Annotated in this window: 13 protein-coding genes and 1 tRNA gene; 8 read left to right on the forward strand and 6 right to left on the reverse strand. The window is 39.0% G+C overall.

Annotated features, from left to right (window positions below):
• Positions 1-111: 111 nt before the first annotated feature.
• From rnhA to B4Q04_RS07715, 5 genes are all read left to right on the forward strand, one after another.
• Entirely contained in the window at positions 112-810 is a 699-nt protein-coding gene (gene rnhA, locus B4Q04_RS07695; RefSeq protein WP_201723384.1) for a ribonuclease HI, read from the forward strand.
• Positions 810-5627 (forward strand): RecQ family ATP-dependent DNA helicase, encoded by a 4818-nt coding sequence (locus tag B4Q04_RS07700; RefSeq protein ID WP_088696479.1) that lies wholly within the window; start codon positions 810-812, stop codon positions 5625-5627. Before rnhA ends, B4Q04_RS07700 begins: the two co-directional genes overlap by 1 nt.
• Positions 5628-5629: 2 nt before the next feature.
• Positions 5630-7930: an McrB family protein gene (locus B4Q04_RS07705; RefSeq protein ID WP_088696480.1), complete on the forward strand. Its 2301-nt coding sequence runs from the start codon at positions 5630-5632 to the stop codon at positions 7928-7930.
• Positions 7923-9143, forward strand: a complete 1221-nt coding sequence (locus B4Q04_RS07710) for an McrC family protein (RefSeq protein WP_088696481.1) — start codon at positions 7923-7925, stop codon at positions 9141-9143. The genes B4Q04_RS07705 and B4Q04_RS07710 overlap by 8 nt, the downstream gene beginning before the upstream one ends.
• A 232-nt stretch (positions 9144-9375) precedes the next feature.
• Entirely contained in the window at positions 9376-10809 is a 1434-nt protein-coding gene (locus B4Q04_RS07715; RefSeq protein ID WP_088696482.1) for a DNA/RNA non-specific endonuclease, read from the forward strand.
• 486 nt (positions 10810-11295) lie between these two features.
• On the opposite strand, the gene B4Q04_RS07720 is transcribed toward B4Q04_RS07715, so the two are convergent.
• Positions 11296-11369 (reverse strand) — tRNA-Met (locus B4Q04_RS07720).
• A gap of 137 nt (positions 11370-11506) precedes the next feature.
• Here B4Q04_RS07720 and B4Q04_RS07725 point away from each other — a divergent pair.
• Together B4Q04_RS07725 and B4Q04_RS07730 are read left to right on the forward strand one after the other, a co-directional pair.
• Positions 11507-11890, forward strand: a complete 384-nt coding sequence (locus tag B4Q04_RS07725; protein WP_013995285.1) for an START-like domain-containing protein — start codon at positions 11507-11509, stop codon at positions 11888-11890.
• Between the two features lie 57 nt (positions 11891-11947).
• Positions 11948-12793 carry an aminotransferase class IV gene (locus B4Q04_RS07730; protein WP_088696483.1) on the forward strand — a complete coding sequence of 282 codons (846 nt, stop codon included), beginning with the start codon at positions 11948-11950 and terminating at the stop codon, positions 12791-12793.
• A 14-nt stretch (positions 12794-12807) separates the two neighbouring features.
• On the opposite strand, the gene B4Q04_RS07735 is transcribed toward B4Q04_RS07730, so the two are convergent.
• The 5 genes from B4Q04_RS07735 to B4Q04_RS07755 form a co-directional block, all read right to left on the reverse strand.
• A complete protein-coding gene (locus B4Q04_RS07735) occupies positions 12808-13368 on the reverse strand; it encodes a YqgE/AlgH family protein (protein ID WP_013995287.1) in 561 nt (186 codons plus the stop codon).
• A 117-nt stretch (positions 13369-13485) separates the two neighbouring features.
• Entirely contained in the window at positions 13486-13758 is a 273-nt protein-coding gene (locus B4Q04_RS07740; protein WP_013995288.1) for an HU family DNA-binding protein, read from the reverse strand.
• Between the two features lie 174 nt (positions 13759-13932).
• Positions 13933-14880 carry a methionyl-tRNA formyltransferase gene (fmt, locus tag B4Q04_RS07745; RefSeq protein ID WP_088696484.1) on the reverse strand — a complete coding sequence of 316 codons (948 nt, stop codon included), beginning with the start codon at positions 14878-14880 and terminating at the stop codon, positions 13933-13935.
• A 49-nt stretch (positions 14881-14929) separates the two neighbouring features.
• On the reverse strand, positions 14930-16828 hold the full coding sequence (locus B4Q04_RS07750; protein WP_013995290.1) for an ATP-dependent DNA helicase RecQ: 1899 nt from the start codon (positions 16826-16828) through the stop codon (positions 14930-14932).
• Positions 16828-17391, reverse strand: coding sequence for an AAA family ATPase (locus B4Q04_RS07755; RefSeq protein ID WP_013995291.1), 564 nt, complete (start codon positions 17389-17391; stop codon positions 16828-16830). The genes B4Q04_RS07750 and B4Q04_RS07755 overlap by 1 nt, the downstream gene beginning before the upstream one ends.
• An 87-nt stretch (positions 17392-17478) precedes the next feature.
• On the opposite strand from B4Q04_RS07755, the gene B4Q04_RS07760 reads away from it, so the two are divergent.
• The gene (locus tag B4Q04_RS07760) at positions 17479-17766 is read left to right on the forward strand and encodes a DUF493 family protein (RefSeq protein ID WP_013995292.1); all 288 of its coding nucleotides are present in this window, start codon (positions 17479-17481) and stop codon (positions 17764-17766) included.
• Positions 17767-17811: the final 45 nt, after the last annotated feature.

A 17811-nucleotide genomic window follows, 5' to 3' on the forward strand; every position in this document is an offset into this window, starting at 1 on the left:
TTTAATGGCCTTATGCGATAGTTTGGAAGAGCATATAGAAAACAGCCACACCCAAATAGCGCAACTCATGCAAAGTTGTTTGAGGGAGGTTTTTGAGGGAAGCTAAACAAAATGGAAAACAACGAAATTCCAGAAATAGAATTATTCACGGACGGTGGTGCAGAACCCAACCCCGGTAAAGGTGGGTTTGGTGTAATTCTGAGTTATAAAGGAAGAAAAAAGGAGTTTTTTGAAGGTTACGAGCTTACGACCAATAACCGAATGGAGCTAATGGCCGTAATCTTTGGCTTGGAAAAAATTAAGGTAAAAGCCAAGGTTACCGTGTATTCAGATTCTAAATATGTGGTAGACGGCATTGTAAAAGGTTGGGCAGAAAATTGGGAGCGAAACAATTGGACTCGAAAGAAGGGTAATTTAGTACTCAACAAAGACCTATGGGAAAGGTTGTTGAATGTTATCGATAAACATGAGGTGACTTTTAACTGGGTAAAAGGGCATGCGGGCCATGAGGAAAATGAACGATGTGACTTTTTGGCCAACAAAGGTATTAAGTCTGAGCATAAAAATACGGATGAAGGATACTTGGAATACCTTGAACATATAGATTGGTACCAAGAATCGAAAATTGAAAAAGAAGGTGATTTGTGTAGAAAGTGCAATACGCCTGTAGTTAAGAAGAGTACAAAGAAAAAAAAGTTAAAACCGGGTCAAAATTATTATTTTGAGTATTACTTGTACTGTACTAATTGTAAGACGATGTATATGGTAGAGGATGCAAAGAGAGAAGTGTCTAATAACAAATTGTTTTAATGCAGAATATTCTCTTTTTAGACATAGAAACCAATCCTAAAAGTAAAAGCGTTGATTACGGTGCAGTATTTAATAGTAAAGAATTGCACGAAAGGAATACCGTTAAACTTGAACAATGGATAAAAGAGGCAAAATATATTTGTGGTCATAATATCATAAAGCACGACATTCCTGAACTCAAAAAAAAATTGGGAAGTTTAATTTTTGAGAATAAGAAATATGTTGATACCCTACTATGGTCACCATTACTTTTTGTAAAACGTCCCAATCACAAACTCACCAAGGGCTACAGGATTGTAAATCCTTCAGAAGTAAATAATCCGCTTTCGGACTGTAAGTTAACTGAGGAATATTTAATAAAAGAATGTAATAGATTTAATGCCTTAAGTAGTTCAGAAAAGAGTGTTTATTATTCGCTTTTAAAAAATCAATCTACGTTTAATTCTTTTTTTGATTTGGTTGGTTTTAATAGCGACAACCTAGAAGTAACCAGTATAAAAGAATTATTACGAGAGACTATTTGTTCTAATATCAATTTAGAAAATTATATACAAAACAACCCGATTGCTTTATCATATGTGTTCACATTGTTAAAATTGGGAGATAAAGACGCTGTATTACCTCCATGGGTTCAGCACGAGTACCCAGAGACAGAACAAATTCTGGATCAAATTAGGTTTGATTCTTGCAGTGACCCAAAGTGCGGTTACTGTCAAAATAAATTGAATCCCAAGAAAGCTTTGCAGGAGTACTTTAATTATCCTGATTTTAGAAAGTTCGAAGAGAACAGGACCATAAGTTTGCAAGAACAAGCGGTGAAAGCTGATTTGCAAAGAGAATCCTTTGTAGCAGTATTTCCTACGGGAGGAGGTAAATCATTGACCTTTCAATTGCCGGCCTTAATGAGAGGAGCATCAACCAGGCATTTAACAGTTGTTATTTCCCCCTTGATATCTCTAATGAAAGATCAAGTTGATAATCTAAGGGATCGTTTTGGAATTACTAGGGCTGTTGCAATTAATGGGCTATTATCCCCTTTAGAGCGCCAAGAAGCTTTTGAAATGGTTTTGGATGGAAGAGCAGATTTGCTGTATTTGTCACCAGAGTCTTTAAGATCACCGTCTATTTATCGTTTATTACTTTCTAGAACCATTGGTAGAGTAGTAATAGATGAAGCGCATTGTTTTTCTAATTGGGGTCAAGACTTTAGGGTAGATTATCTTTTTATTGCAGATTTTATAAAGCGAATTCAAAAGGAGAAAAATGGGAACCAAATACCTGTATCTTGCTTTACGGCTACTGCCAAACCAGAAGTTATAAAAGATATTAAATTTTATTTTGAAGACAGGTTAGGACTTGAGCTGAATGAATACATAACCAATAAAGGAAGAACAAATTTATCCTATGAGGTTGTTAATGTTGAAGATCCAGCGCGCAAGATGAACTATTTGCTACCTATTCTCGAAACTTGTGAAAAACCCGTTATTATTTACGCTACAAGGACTAAACGTGTAGAGGAAATAAGTAGACTTATAAATGAAGCTGGTTTTGATGCCACTTTTTTTCATGGAAAATTAGATAAAGACCAAAAGAAAGAAAACATGAACCTCTTTATGCAGGAAGCAAAAGAAATAATAGTGGCAACGTCTGCTTTTGGTATGGGGGTAGATAAAGACAATGTTAAAACAGTCATTCATTATAATATATCGGATTCCTTGGAAAATTATATCCAAGAGGCGGGGCGTGCAGGTAGAGATGAGCGTATTCAGGCCAAGTGTTATATCTTGTATAGTGATGAAGATCTGAACAAACATTTTAGTTTATTACAACAAACCAAGCTTAACCATAAAGAAATTAAGGATATATGGAGAGCTATAAAAGGTCAAGCTAAATATCGTAGTAAAATTAGTCAGTCTGCTTTAGAGATAGCCAAAAAGTCTGGATGGGATGCAGAAATGCTAGATCTTGAAACTAAAGTAAAGACAGCGATCTCAGCATTAGAAAATCAAGGTTTTTTGGTTCGGTCTTTAAATACACCTAGAGTTTTTGCAGATAGTTTACTGGTAAAAAGTTTTAGTAGAGGACAAGATATTTTACACAAAAGCAAACGTCTCACTGAAGAGGATAAAAAAGATTGTGCAACAGTACTCAAAAGAATTATTACAGATAAAGAAACACGTGTAGATTATCTGGCGGATATTACGCAATTGAACACACGCAGAATACAAGATGTTATTCGCATATTAAGAGATCATGCAATTTTAGGTGATGCTAAAGATTTAACGGCTTTTTTAAATTTGGTGCAATCTAAGAATGGTTCTTCTAAGATATTAGATACAATAATAAAAATAGAAAAAGGCTTAGTTCGTCAAATTAAATCTAATAAAATTACCATTCCATTAAGGGAGCTTAATCAAAGGTTGTTAGATGATGGTTTGGTAGAATCTAATGTTGAACATATTAGATTGCTTTTAACATATTGGGACAAAAATAGATTTGTAAAGAAAAGTCGAAAAGACAAGGAGAGAGATATTTATGAAATTATTTTCCTTAATAAAGATAGGTTAGTTGATGATATTAATTGGCGGCATAATCTCACATTATCAACTCTAGGTTATTTAGAAAATCTAGCAAAATCAAACATAAAACACCAAGGTAATAGGGATGAAGTGCCAGTATCATTTAGCTTAATCGAACTAAAAGATTCTAATCAATTTATGGGAGAGCTCATAGAACAAAATACCAAGAAGTATGAGCAATGCTTATTATACTTAAATGATATAAAGGCAATCAAATTAGAAGGAGGCTTTATGGTTTCCTACAATAAGCTAAATATCTCAGAAGTTGATACTCAAAAAAGAACTTTTACGGTCGATGACTACGAAAAAATGAAAAAATTTTATTTACATCGAACAGAACAAATTCATATCGTAGGTGAATATGCAAGAAAATGTGTTGAAAATTATGAATCTGCTTTAACTTATGTGAATGATTATTTTACGCTAGACTATGAGGAATTTTTGGCAAGATATTTTCCCAGAAAGAAAAAAGAAATTCAGCGCTCAATAACACCAAAACGATTTATTGAAATCATTGGAGATTTAGATACAAATCAAAGTAAAGTTATAAATGATAACAAATCAGATAAGATCCTAGTATATGCCGGTCCTGGAAGTGGCAAAACAAAGGTATTAGTGCACAAGATTGCAAGTCTATTATTAATAGAAGATATAAAACCAGAACAGTTTTTGATGCTTACCTTTTCAAAAGCTGCAGCATTAGAATTCAAACAGCGTGTTAGAAAACTTATTCCTGAATATTCTGGATTAATAAAAATAAATACGTTTCACGGTTTTTGCTTTCAATTATTGGGGCAATTAGGAGATCTCTATAAATCACAAAATGTTATTAGAGATTGTATTAAGGCAATTGAAAATGATGACATTGATATTTCACAAATTGAAAACAAAAGCATATTAATGTTTGATGAGTTTCAAGATATTAATAAAGAGGAGTGGGATTTAATTGAATTAATAATTAAAAAAGCAGAAAATCCAAGGGTTATTGCAGTAGGAGATGATGATCAAAATATTTATAGTTTTAGAGGGTCATCTAATGCTTATATGTCAAAATTCAGAAAGTTCTACGGAGCCACACTTTATACCTTACCAAAAAACTATAGGAGTTATCCGGAGATAGTTGATTTTAACAATAGGGTTCTCGTTTATTTAAGTAATAGACTCAAGTCACAACGGCTAATTGCGGGTAAAAGTAGAGGAGGGGGCAGTGTTCATATTACAAAATATGATGGAAATTATATAGAGCGGCCCACATCTAATTACGTGGCAAATATGAATTTAACTGGAACAAAAGCTGTTCTGACAAGGACAAATATGGAAGCCCTCTTAATTAGTTCTTTATTAAATAAACAGGGTGTTGCAACGAGGTTGATAGCCGGTTTTGAAGGGTTTCGTGTATCTGATTTGTTCGAGATTAAATGTTTTGATCATCAGTTATTACAATCGATAGGTGAATCAGGTATTATTTTAGAATCAAATTGGGAAGATGCCATTACTTGGTTTAAACAGCAATTCCATAACTCCTTACATTTTCATACCTGTATGGATTTAATTCGAAAATTTGATTCTGTAAATCCTGAAAAAAAATTGCTGGTGGATTGGCGGGAGTATTGTAGGGAAATCAATATGGAAGATGCAATTAAACCTAATTCTGACAAAGTTATTGTGGCAACAATGCATAAATCAAAAGGGAAGGAGTTTGATCATGTAATAATGATGCTTAATAACTTCGATTACTCAAGTTCTGAATCAAGAAGGTTATTATACGTAGCAAGTTCGAGAGCAAAAAAAACGTTACATATTCATGCAAACGTGCAATTTTATGATGCTATTAAAGCAGATTATCTTTATACGTTAAAATATAAAGGTAAACTTGAACCTCCTTCCGAGTATGATATAATATTAAGTCATAATGATGTTAATTTAAGCTCACAGAAATATCCAGACGCACTAAGAATACTTAAGAGTATAAAAACAGGTGAAACACTACAGGCCGACGAAATGGATTTTGGAGGTGATAAAGTACCAGGATTGAAAAAGTCTAATAAGGGCAATTTATTATTGTTTTCAAAAAAATTCATCGAAAACACGTACAATCCAATGTTAAGTCATGGTTACAAGCTTTTTAATGCTCGTGTTGAATATATTGTGTTTTGGTACAATAAGGATGATAACAAACGATACAAAATTGTACTGCCAAGGTTAACATTTAAAAAGGATTTAAGTACATATCAATAATTATGAATTTTGATTTAGTAACAAAAGAACACATTATACAAGGTATAAAAGACTTTGAGGAAAAAGGATTTCCTAATGGTTTTGGACCTTCTTCAACGTATGACCTGATTTATGAGGGAAAAGCATATCCTCCAAAAGCTGTTATGGCTTATGCCAATTATCATGCAAGTGGGCGAAAAGTTGAACGTTATTTTAAAGGTGGGGTGGGTACGGATTGCTTTAAAGCTTTCGAACGGAATAATTTTGAACTAAAGGAAAAACAAATACTTACCAACTCAGAGCAAATCAAAAAGGAGTTTGCTCAATACTTACTTAAATACGCTCCGCCTTCTTATACCTCTTATCTAGGTAAGTCCATTAAATCTGTAAAAAGACGCTTGGACGAAATAGACACCTTTTTTCCTGAAAAAGATTTATTTGATGTTACAGAATCAACTTATAAAGATATTATTGATTATATCTCATTCAAAAACAGAAAATCAGAAAGGTTAAAAAATCAAGAATTTTATGAATATGATAGAAAGCATAGCAAGGGTATTCCTATTGCTATTCTAGGAAAGTCAAATTATATCAAATTCCTCGAAAAAAAGTTTAATGTTGATGTAACGAACTATTGGATTTTTCAAGGTAGTCCAAAAATTTATGATACGACAGCTGCTTTAAATGCCGGTCATGTAAGAAGCTGGAAGGTAGGCGCTCACGAAAAGAAAATTACTATCGGAGATAAAGTCATATTATGGCAAACAGGAGCCCAGGCGGGCTGTTATGCTTTGGGAGAGGTGATTTCCCAGGTTTCCCAATTTGATGAAGAAGATGAGGAGTTACAATATTATGTTGCCCCTCAAGCCATTAAAAATGGTGCTCGGGTTAAAATAAAAATTGACCACAATTTAACCGACCGGCCTGTTTTGTATAGGGATATTAAAGAAAATGCATTATTTAAAAATTTTAATGTGGGTAACCGAGGCACCACTTTTTCCGCGACCCAACAAGAATATGAAGAAATAAAGGCCTTAGCTATGGAACCAGATAATGATAACTCTCCGCCACTTGCCCTTAACACAATTTTTTATGGCCCTCCAGGAACAGGAAAGACCTATAGAACAAAAGACAAAGCCTTAAATATTTTAGGTGTTGATACTCAAGGTTTGGAACGAGAGGATGTAAAAGAGCTTTTTGCAAAAAAGGTAGAGGAAGGACGCATCGTATTCACTACTTTTCACCAAAGCATGTCGTATGAAGATTTTGTAGAGGGCATAAAGCCTGTAGTTGGAAATGACGGACTAGGTTATGAAGTGGTTCCGGGTATATTTAAAAAGTTGTGTCTATCAACTTCAGAAATATTCAAATCAGGTGATTTCTTCGGTAAGAAAAACCAATATCAAATTTTGGAAGTTAACGATAGCCTTATAAAATTGGAAAGAGGTTCAGGCATTGTGCATTTGGCAATGGACTTTATCAATGAATTGGTTTCCGGATTTTTACAGGGTACTATTACAATCGAGGATTTTGGTTCTACTAAACGTGACATATTACATCAAGAGCTTCCAACGAAATGGGATAAATACCTTTTTGGGTATGATAGTATGTTAAAAGCTTTGTTGGAATATGTAAAGGATAAGGAAGAAGCGTCAGAGAATGCTATTGAACCATCTAGGGTTCTTATTATTGATGAAATTAACAGAGGCAATATTTCGGCAATTTTCGGTGAATTAATAACCTTATTGGAGCCTGATAAACGTATAGGTGCGGCCGAAGAGGTAACGGTAAAATTACCCTATTCCAAAACCGAATTTGGAGTGCCTTCGAATTTATATGTCATTGGCACTATGAACACAGCCGATAGAAGTGTAGAGGCCTTAGACACAGCCCTAAGAAGACGTTTTGTGTTTGAGGAAATAATGCCGGACCCATCACTATTGTCAGGGATAACCTTTAACGGCTTTAATCTGGCACAGGTACTAATTACGATCAACGATAGGGTAGAGGCCTTATTGGATCGTGACCATACCATTGGGCATTCGTACTTTATTAAGTTGAACAGTAATGACACTAATGGATTGTCGAATGTATTTAAAAACAATATTATTCCCTTGCTTCAAGAGTATTTTTATAACGATTATGAGAAAATAGCTTTGGTATTGGGGCCGGGTTTTGTGAATGAAAAAGAAACAAAGAAGAATCTCTTTCCTAAGTTAAAGAATATTGAAGAGCCGGAGAATGATAGGGGCTTTGAGCTCATTGATTCCATTGATGATATAGAAGATGCTGTAGGGCAGCTATTGGGAATCGTTAATGAGTAAGCGTAAAAACATATTACAGGTCTTTGAACATGGTAAATTATACTATGGTCGGGAATATAATGGAATTTCTTTTGAAGAAAAGCATTTTAATGCCTTGGCTAAATTAAATCAGCTACATAACAACGAGTATTTTACCCTATTGCACAAAGGCATTAAATTCTCGCAATATGTAGGTGTCATCCAGATAGATGGCCTAACTATTGAGGTTTTACCCAAAATAGACGGGGGTTCGTCCAATGAAGCTTTATGGCAAAAAGTGTTGATCGATATGCTTCGCGCTACAAAGCGCTTGAATGTAAAAAAGGTGGGCCAGGCCAATGTGAATAAACAACAGATTCATTTGTTGGACATTTATTTTGAATGGTTTTTGAACGAAATACAATTATTGACCCACCAAGGATTAATAAAACAGTATAGAACCAACAAGGGGAATGTAAAGGCCTTAAAAGGAAAACTGGAGTTTGCCGTTGATATGAACCGAAACTTGATTCATAAAGAACGTTTTTACACCTCGCATCAGGTATATGATTATGACCACCAAATCCATCAAATTTTATCCCTGACCTTAAATATCATCAGTCAGTTTTCATCAGGAACTTATCTCTATTCAAAATGTAAACGGGTTCAGGCCAATTTTCCAGAAGTATCAAGGGTAGTTGTAAATGCCACTACCTTTAAGAAGTTGACCGTCAATAGAAAGACTCAGCCCTATAAGACCGCTTTGGAAATTGCACGGCTTATTATATTGAATTTTGCACCCAATATTTCAAGTGGTAAGGAAAACATGCTCGCCTTGCTTTTTGATATGAATAATCTATGGGAGGAATATGTTTTGGCCAAGCTCAAGGCAATACCGAATGAAGACTTGATAATTAAAGGTCAACAATTAAAACCTTTTTGGAACGGTATCAGTATTAAGCCAGACATTGTCGTTCATAAAGCGGGTAAGACCTATATTATAGATACGAAATGGAAGCATATTGGAAGGAGTAAACCTTCTACCCATGATTTAAGACAGATGTATGTCTACAATGAATATTGGGATTCATATTATGCGTTATTGTTATATCCATCCTTGGAAACTGAAAAACCTAGTTTTATTCCTTTTGAAGGAGATGTAAGGCATCAATGCGCAATTGGAAGATTAAATGTCCTTAGCGGGGACAAGCTAAATGAAAACTTGGGCGAAGAAGTAATTAAGTGGTTTTCTTAAAATATTTTGTCCTTGTTTTATCTGAGGTCGGCTTAACTGAGGCTGTCGTTTTTTTAGAAAGACCAGGCATAGTTAATGGCATGGTATGACTATCATGGCTTCATCCCAAGCTCTAAACAAATTAGCAATTACGCAAACAAGTAAAACTTTAATATCGCCCTAGTAATAAGTAAGTAAAATATTACATTATCTTTATGTCGTACTACACTGTACGATATAAAGTAATAGCCCTATGAAGTATTTCGCCCCGAATTACCTTGCTCTTTTTGTTCTGTCCTCTCTTTTTCTCGTTGCTTGTTCTAAAGAGGATTACCGTCCCGATCCTTATACGGCCCAGGAAGTTCCTTTAGAAGGACTTGCCATTAATGGCGAATTGGATGTACCTACGTATTACTATGATAATCAGGGGCCACATAAACACAAACCCAAGGGCTTAGTGGCTAAGGTGGTCGGTTTTACCGAAACCTTTGAATCGGGCAGCAAGGGAAGTTATGCGGCGGGCAGTGTAACTTTATCCCCTTCAGGGGAGTGGTATCTTGACGATGCTCTTTTAGGGGCTTTGGCCAATGATCGAAAGTTTGGGGCCAAGTCGGTGCGAATTAGGAATAGCGGGGCATTGACCATGAGTTTTAATATGGAGAATGGCGCGAGCAGCGTTCTTGTACGCCATGCGGCCTACGGTAATAATGGCCCATCGGATTGGAGGTTGGTAGCGTCCTACGATGACGGTGCAAGCTGGTACTTTGTCGGGGATACCATTACAACGGATTCCACCACCTTGAATACGGTGACATTTGAGGTAAATGAAACGCAAAGCGTTCGGTACGGAATCTATAAGGTTTCTGGCGGGGCCAATAGGATCAATATCGATAATATTGAAATTGATATAAATACATCGGGGGGAGGCGATAACCCGTCTATGGATAGTAACCTAACCTTTGGCAACCCCTCCAACGCCGCATCTTCGCCCGATAATTACTTCCTCTCGAAACCGGATTTTAGCCTTTCCTACAATAATAGCTATGGAACGGCCAATTGGGTGAGCTGGCATTTGAGTACGGCATGGACGGGTACTACCTCAAGGTGTAACTGTTTTAAATCGGATACCACCCTGCCCAATACTTTCTTTAGGGCGACCACCAGCGACTATACCAATTCGGGCTTTGACCGAGGGCATTTGTGTCCTTCGGCAGACCGTAATGGTAGCGAGGACTCCAATGAGAATACCTATTATATGACCAATATCGCACCGCAGGCACCGGACAATAACCAGAGGTCATGGGCCAATCTTGAGAACTATCTGCGTTCGTTGACCTTGGAAGGTAATGAAGTCCATATCATTTCCGGAGTGCTAGGAACCGGGGGCTCGGGAAGTAAGGGGGCGGCGAATACCATATCAAACGGCGAGATAAACGTACCGGATGCCTTCTGGAAAGTAGCCTTGATCTTGCCTAATGGAAGTAATGATATTCAACGTGTGACCACCTCCACAAGGGTGATTGCCGTACTGGTTCCCAATGACCAAGACATCAATACGGATTGGATCCAATTCAAAACCACGGTAGACAACATAGAAAGCTTGACCGGCTATGACCTTTTTGAGAACCTATCCGATCCCGTAGAATCGGTTTTAGAGGCAACAGTCGATACCGAACCCTCGGTCTAGCTAAGGCGTTTTACACAAGGAGGACTTAATTCTTGCGTGTACAGCCATGATATGAGGAAGTTGTTGGAACAAAAGCCCGGCTAATGGCTTCAATTACGCATATGAATGCATTAGAACCCCGATAGAATTAAAAATAGGCTGGGAGCAAGGAAGAAGGAAATAAGCGCACTCGTACAATCTTATAATGTCTAGAATTTGGTGGGTAAGTAATTCTTCGCTCGCTTGCTTTCTTTTTTAGCCTTTCTACACGGACATGTCCAAAAAAAAACAAGGCAACATCAAAGTGAATAGGGCAATCTCCAACTTAGAAATCACCATATAGGGCCGGGGCCATTTTGCAGGAATATAATTTCGGAGCGCCAAAGATAGAATTCAATAAAAAAGCATTTTGTAGGGGAGTGGCTTTCTAAAGAACGGAAACTAAAGGCATAAAAAAACGGCTTGTGTTTCTACACAAACCGTCTATTTTGCAGGTTTTGAACCTTGTAGCGAGAGAGGGACTTGAACCCTCGGCCTCCGGGTTATGAATCCGACGCTCTAACCAGCTGAGCTACCTCGCCGCGTTGTTATTTGAAAGCGGCTGCAAATATAAAGTTTATTTTTGTTCTTCAACAATTCTTTGCTAAAAAATTATTCTATGCGTTTTATTTTTTTATCATAAGGAAATCTATATATTGCCCAAAGAAAACACTAAAGAATGGACGATAAAATAAAATTTGAACTAGAATTTGTAGTACAATCCTCGCCACAGTTGCTATACCAGTATTTGTCAACTCCATCAGGGCTTTCCGAATGGTTTGCCGATAACGTGAACTCCAGAGGTGAAATGTTCAGTTTTATATGGGATGGCTCTGAAGAAGAAGCCAAATTATTGAAACGTAAAAGTGATGAGTTCGTTCGGTTCACATGGGTCGATAACGATGATGATTCATATTTTGAAATGAAGATCATAGTAGACGAAATCACTAAAGACGTATCCCTTTTTATAACCGATTTTGCCGAAGAGGATGAAGTTGACGAAGCTAAGATGCTTTGGCGTAACCAGGTAAGTGATCTCAAACAGGTTTTGGGCTCTGTATAACCTTAAATTATTAATATCACCTTATATTTGGTCCCGATAATTATCGGGACTTTTTTTATGGTAAACTACAACGGAGACCTTTTAGGAAAAAACACAAATTTTTTAAACCACAACAATCGCGGACTACGCTATGGCGACGCCCTTTTTGAAACCATGAGAATGGTCGGGGGAAAGTTGTTCTTTTGGGAAGACCATTACCTTAGGCTTATGGCATCTATGCGTATCCTCCGTATGGAAATCCCCATGCATTTTACCATGGAATTTTTGGAGGAGGAAATCAAAAAGACCATTGCGGCCAACGAGGGTATAGGCGAACAGCTCCGGGTGCGATTGTCCGTCCACCGAAACGATGGCGGCCTCTACACCCCCTTAACCAACGATATTTCATATATCATCGAGGTAGCGCCCCTAAAAGAGGCCTTTTATGTGGTAGACGAAAGTCCGTATGAAGTAGAACTTTTCAAGGATTTCTATGTGAATCGCGATATGCTTTCGACCCTAAAGACCAATAATAAGATTATTAATGTGGTGGGTAGTATTTTTGCCGAAGAAAACGGCTATCAAAACTGTCTTTTGCTCAATAACGACAAACAGATCGTAGAGGCATTGAACGCCAATGTTTTTTTGGTGAAGGAAGGAAAGGTGAAGACCCCACCCCTAGAAGATGGTTGCCTGAACGGAATCGTGCGTAAAAAAATGATCGAGATACTCTCTAAACTCGAAAATTTCGATTTTGAGGAAGCATCCATATCGCCCTTTGAACTACAAAAGGCCGATGAGTTGTTTGTAACCAATAGTGTAGTGGGCATACGCCCCATTACAAAGTACCGTAAAAAAGAATTTGGGAACAAGGTGGCCAAGGAGCTGCTGGGCAAACTAAATGCCATAGCAAGACTCGCATAGAGGCGGGGAGGCCTTTAGTTCAGGCTAGGGTTTTCAGGGGAGTTGGACCATAGGAGGTAATTACCGCCCAGTTCTACCATTTTTTCCTTCCAAAAGGCATCCGCCGATTTATGGATAAGGGCGCTTTCATAATCGTTTTCGACCACTATCCACGATCTAGACGAGAGCTCTTGGTCGAGTTGTAGGGAAGACCAGCCCGAGTAGCCCAAAAAGAAACGGATGTCTTCTTCCGAAATTACTTTTTTATTGATCAGTTGGATCGTATTCTCAAAGTCACCGCCCCAATAAATCCCATCGGAGATTTCTATGCTATTGGTAATGAGTTCGGGTACCTTATGGATAAAATACAGGTTGTCTTGTTCTACAGGGCCTCCGTTATAGACTTGAAAAGGAATCTCTATCTCGGTGATAAGGTCGCTGATACTGTATTCCAAAGGTTTGTTCAAGATAAATCCAACAGAACCTTCATCGTTGTGTTCCGCCAAAAGAACAACCGAACGGTTAAAGGAAACGTCACCGGTCAAGGTCGGTTCGGCGATTAGGAGTTTGCCCTTAGTTGGTTTAAGTTCTACCATGGTTTTGTAAACTATTATTATCTAAAATAAGACATTTCTTATAAAAACCAAACAAGGGGAAATAAAAAAAGCGTCGCACAATGTGGACGCCTTTCTATATTGTGGTCTAAACGACTACTAGTTTACTGAATTTGCCAAATCAGAACCTGCTTTGAACTTAACAACGTTCTTAGCTGCAATTTTGATGGTTTTTCCAGTTGATGGGTTTCTTCCTTCTCTTGCATTTCTCTTAGATACTGACCAAGATCCAAAACCAACCAAAGAAACTCGGTTACCTTTTTTTAGAGAACCCTCAACGTTTCCTAAGAAAGACTCTAATGCTTTTTTGGCTGCGGCTTTAGTGATGCCGGCATCTGCTGCCATTGCATCGATTAATTCTGTTTTGTTCATAATTTAAATAATTAATTGTTGTTAAACGAATTTTAATGTTGAACAAATTTATATGGATTTGTGTCGAACGCAAGTAAAAAGGGATGAAATCCATGTTTTTGTTAATAACTATGGGTGTTTGTTGATAAAGTAGGGCTTTTTTTACGCTTCTCGCAGCCCAATGGTGGTGGGGGTTTAGGCCATTTGGGCGTTTTTTTCGATTTTCAGACCATTTAAAACATCCTTGGTTTTCATTTTTCGCTTGCCCGGAAGCTGTATTTCTAGGAGCTTGATAAACCCATTTTCGACCGCCACTTTCATTTCCTTCTTATCGAACACGATGTCGCCCACCCTTAAATCGTGGTGCGTTTTTTCCTTCATCGCTTCGTAGATTTTTACAAAAATCTCTTCTTCCCCGTTTTTTAGATGGGTCCATGCGGCAGGGTAGGGACTAAGTCCACGAATATGATCGTAAATGGCATCCATGGGTTTTTGCCAATCGATTTGGCAGGTTTCCTTATGTATTTTAAAGGCTTCCTTTAGTTTTTTGTTCTGGGGCTGTGCCACCGTACTTACCTTATCTTCCGAAATAAGCTTTAAGGTCTTTAATACCAGGTCGGCGCCCATGACCATCAATTTGTCGTGCAGTTCACCCGCGGTGGTATCTTCTTCGATCTCCGTTTTTTCCTGTAATATGATTTCCCCGGTATCGATCTTATCGTCTATAAAGAAGGTGGTGACCCCGGTTTCCCTTTCCCCGTTTATAATGGCCCAGTTGATGGGGGCGGCACCGCGATAATCGGGCAATAGCGATGCGTGCAGGTTAAAAGTACCGTATTCGGGTATGGCCCAAACGGCCTTCGGCAACATTCGAAATGCCACGACTACTTGTATGTTGGCGTTCAGGGCCTTTAACTCGGCCAAAAACGCTTCGTTCTTCAGGTTGGTGGGCTGTAAGACTTTAAGCCCTTTTTCAACGGCATATTGTTTTACATGTGATTGCTGCAGGCTTCGGCCCCGGCCGGCGGGTCGGTCCGGTGCGGTAATGACCCCTACCACCTTATGGCCGTTTTCGACCAGTTTTGCCAAAATGGTTGTGGCGAACTCTGGGGTTCCCATAAAGACTATGCGTAAATCTTTCATTCGTATATCGTATTTATTATATCGTTATATAAGAGTAGGTCTGGCCACATCAGGTCAACTGGTACTCGTTCTTGGTGTTTATTTGAATCTTTCCGTTCTCGAGCATGGCCCGTAAAACATGTAATACCTCTTTTTGTTCGTGCGATGTATGGGCGATTAATGCCCTTGAACTATAGGGCCCCTTTTGCAATAAGGCCGCGATGTCTTTCTGAATACGTCCGTAATCGGGTCGGTCAGATCGGGCTTTTGACAAACAGACATCGCAAACACCGCAATCTTGGGTGTCTTCTTCCCCGAAATAACCCAGAACCTGTCGGCTCCTACATACCTTATTATTTTTTATATAGTCCAGCATCTGAAATACCTTTTCGGTTTTGATGCGGTTTTGCTCTTCTACCTTTTTCGCAAAAACATTGATAACAAGATCGTCTTCACGGGGTACAAGAAAGGTAATCTCTAGATCGCTATGCTGTGATTCGTAGGTAATGACCTCGTCTTTTTTCATTTGTTCCAGTACTTCGAGCACCCGTTTTTCGGAGCTATTGGTCTTTTTGGCCAATAAATGGGTGTTGATTTTTGTCTCAAAATCAAAAATACCCCCATAGGTCCTTAAGATGGTCTGGATGACATCGGCCGAGGCCTTGTGGGTATCGATATAGTCGAATATGGTTTCTTTGCTCGAAATGAACTGCACCGTGGTCTTCTTTGAAAATGCCTCGGAAAGGGCAATGACGGAATTACGGTCCAATATACGGAGGGCATTGTAGGCCAAAAACGAATTCAGTCCATAAGTACTCACAAATTTGTTGAAATTGAACTGCAGGGTTTCATTACTGCCCTCGCCGTATCCTATTTGAAAGTAATTGTTGAGCTTGTTGTATATCTTTTTTAAGAAGGCCGTATCGGGCAGTACGCTCAAAAACTGGTTTTTAAGTTGTTGCTCGTCATTGGCGTTCGTAATGAGCACGGCTTGTGCGGCCTGACCATCACGGCCGGCCCGGCCTGCTTCTTGGTAATAGTTTTCTAGGCAGTCGGGAATCTGGTAATGCACCACCAAGGAAACATCGGGTTTGTCTACGCCCATACCAAAGGCATTGGTGGCGACCATAACCTGCACCTTGTTGTTCAGCCAGAGCTCTAAGCGCTGGGTTTTCTCCTTTTTGGTTATTCCCCCATGAAAAAAGGTGGCGCTACAGCCTTTGGAATTCAGCAACTGGGAGAGCTCTACGGTGCCCCGGCGTGTGCCTACATAGATAATCACGCTCTTCCGGGCCTGTGAACACAGTTCTACCAGACGATGGCGTTTATCTTCTTCCCAAAGTACCTTCAAGGCAATGTTCTTTCTTGCAAAGGAATCCCTAACGATAATAGGGGCGGTCAAATGCAAGCTCTCTACGATATCGTCGGCCACCCTATGGGTAGCGGTAGCGGTCAGGGCTACCACAGGGGTCTGGGGCAAAAGTTTGCGGATCTCGGCACATTCTAGGTAGGCAGGCCTAAAATCATGGCCCCATTGTGAAATACAGTGGGCCTCGTCAATGGCTACCAGGTTTACGTTCATCTGGCGGATTTTCTCCTGTACCAATTCCTGTTGCAGGCGCTCGGGCGATAGGTATACGAATTTATACCCGCCGTAAAGGCAATTGTCCAACAGGTCCAAGAGTTCGTTAAAGGGAATGCCTCCCGTAAGGGCTATGGCCTTGATTCCCCTTTTTCTCAAGTTTTCCACTTGGTCCTGTATCAGGGCGATAAGGGGAGAGACCACAATACAGAGTCCTTCTTGCGCCATGGCCGGCACTTGAAAACAAATCGATTTTCCGCCGCCCGTAGGCAGCAAAGCCAATACGTCCCGCCGGTCTAAAATGGCGTCGATAATCTGTTTTTGGGACCCTCTAAAACTATCAAAGCCCCAATATTGCCGTAAAATGGATATCGGGTCTTCGTGCATTAGTATAGGTTTAGCTGTTTTAAGATAAATTCGGTACGTTCCTCTATGCTTCCTTTGGGGACAAGGGTAATAGGGTAGCCGACCTTTTCATAGGTAGACTTGAGATATTCATAAACACGTTCGGCCTCCTCAAAAGACTCAAAACGTTCGTTGTCCACTACGTGGATTTCCTTCCATGGCGGCATCAAAAGTATTTTGTCGTAGCGATAGATGTGGCATGGCCGCTCGAAGGCTTCGTCGTATTCCTGTCCGAAACAATTCATATAAGCATGTACATCGGGTATGCCACGGTCAAAAAAGACGACTTCGCCCACGGTGTTCCCCGCATCGGTATACTGTTTTATCCGTCCCTCCAAAAGCTGTTGGTTGAATTTTTTCGGGTCTTTGACCGAAACAATGGGGTTGACCGAAAAATCGGTATTGCCCGCTTCCTTCTTTTCAGAGAGGGTCATACTACGTATAAGCTCATGCACACAGGGAAAGCCTTTGCTCTCCAAATGTTCTATGACCGAAGTTTTGCCCGTGCTCGGGCCGCCTGTAATGACTACTTTTTTAAGCTCCAATAGTTAAATCTTATTCTTGCAAAAGTAATCATTCCCGAATGATTTTAAAATTGGGCCCGAACCGTTACCTTTGTACAAAATCGTAATATGGAAAATGAGAATCCAGAAGCGTTCTATAAACGCTTGCGTGAGCAATTAGGGGAGAGTACCACTTGGCCTTCCAATTACCTCTATAAATTTATTGTACAGAGCGATGCATCAAAGGTAGACCGGATCCATAAGATATTCGACAATACCGGTGCCGTAATCGAATCGAAGCGTTCCAAGAACGGAAAGTACACCAGTCTGTCGATTACGGTAAACATGAAAAACCCTGACGATGTAATAGCAAAATACAAGGAAGTGGGCAAGGTTAAGGGGGTTATCAGCCTATAAATAGTATTTGACCCATAATTTTCTTAATTTGCAGACGTTATAAGA

Origin of the sequence: Zobellia sp. OII3, assembly GCF_002211465.1 — a bacterium.
In the GTDB taxonomy this organism is placed as follows: Bacteria; Bacteroidota; Bacteroidia; order Flavobacteriales; family Flavobacteriaceae; genus Zobellia; species Zobellia galactanivorans.

Coding starts and splice junctions, on each gene's coding strand:
- rnhA (WP_201723384.1), top strand. CDS start 112: ATGGAAAACAACGAAATTCCAGAAATAGAATTATTCACGGACGGTGGT.
- B4Q04_RS07700 (WP_088696479.1), top strand. CDS start 810: ATGCAGAATATTCTCTTTTTAGACATAGAAACCAATCCTAAAAGTAAA.
- B4Q04_RS07705 (WP_088696480.1), top strand. CDS start 5,630: ATGAATTTTGATTTAGTAACAAAAGAACACATTATACAAGGTATAAAA.
- B4Q04_RS07710 (WP_088696481.1), top strand. CDS start 7,923: ATGAGTAAGCGTAAAAACATATTACAGGTCTTTGAACATGGTAAATTA.
- B4Q04_RS07715 (WP_088696482.1), top strand. CDS start 9,376: ATGAAGTATTTCGCCCCGAATTACCTTGCTCTTTTTGTTCTGTCCTCT.
- B4Q04_RS07725 (WP_013995285.1), top strand. CDS start 11,507: ATGGACGATAAAATAAAATTTGAACTAGAATTTGTAGTACAATCCTCG.
- B4Q04_RS07730 (WP_088696483.1), top strand. CDS start 11,948: ATGGTAAACTACAACGGAGACCTTTTAGGAAAAAACACAAATTTTTTA.
- B4Q04_RS07735 (WP_013995287.1), bottom strand. CDS start 13,368: ATGGTAGAACTTAAACCAACTAAGGGCAAACTCCTAATCGCCGAACCG.
- B4Q04_RS07740 (WP_013995288.1), bottom strand. CDS start 13,758: ATGAACAAAACAGAATTAATCGATGCAATGGCAGCAGATGCCGGCATC.
- fmt (WP_088696484.1), bottom strand. CDS start 14,880: ATGAAAGATTTACGCATAGTCTTTATGGGAACCCCAGAGTTCGCCACA.
- B4Q04_RS07750 (WP_013995290.1), bottom strand. CDS start 16,828: ATGCACGAAGACCCGATATCCATTTTACGGCAATATTGGGGCTTTGAT.
- B4Q04_RS07760 (WP_013995292.1), top strand. CDS start 17,479: ATGGAAAATGAGAATCCAGAAGCGTTCTATAAACGCTTGCGTGAGCAA.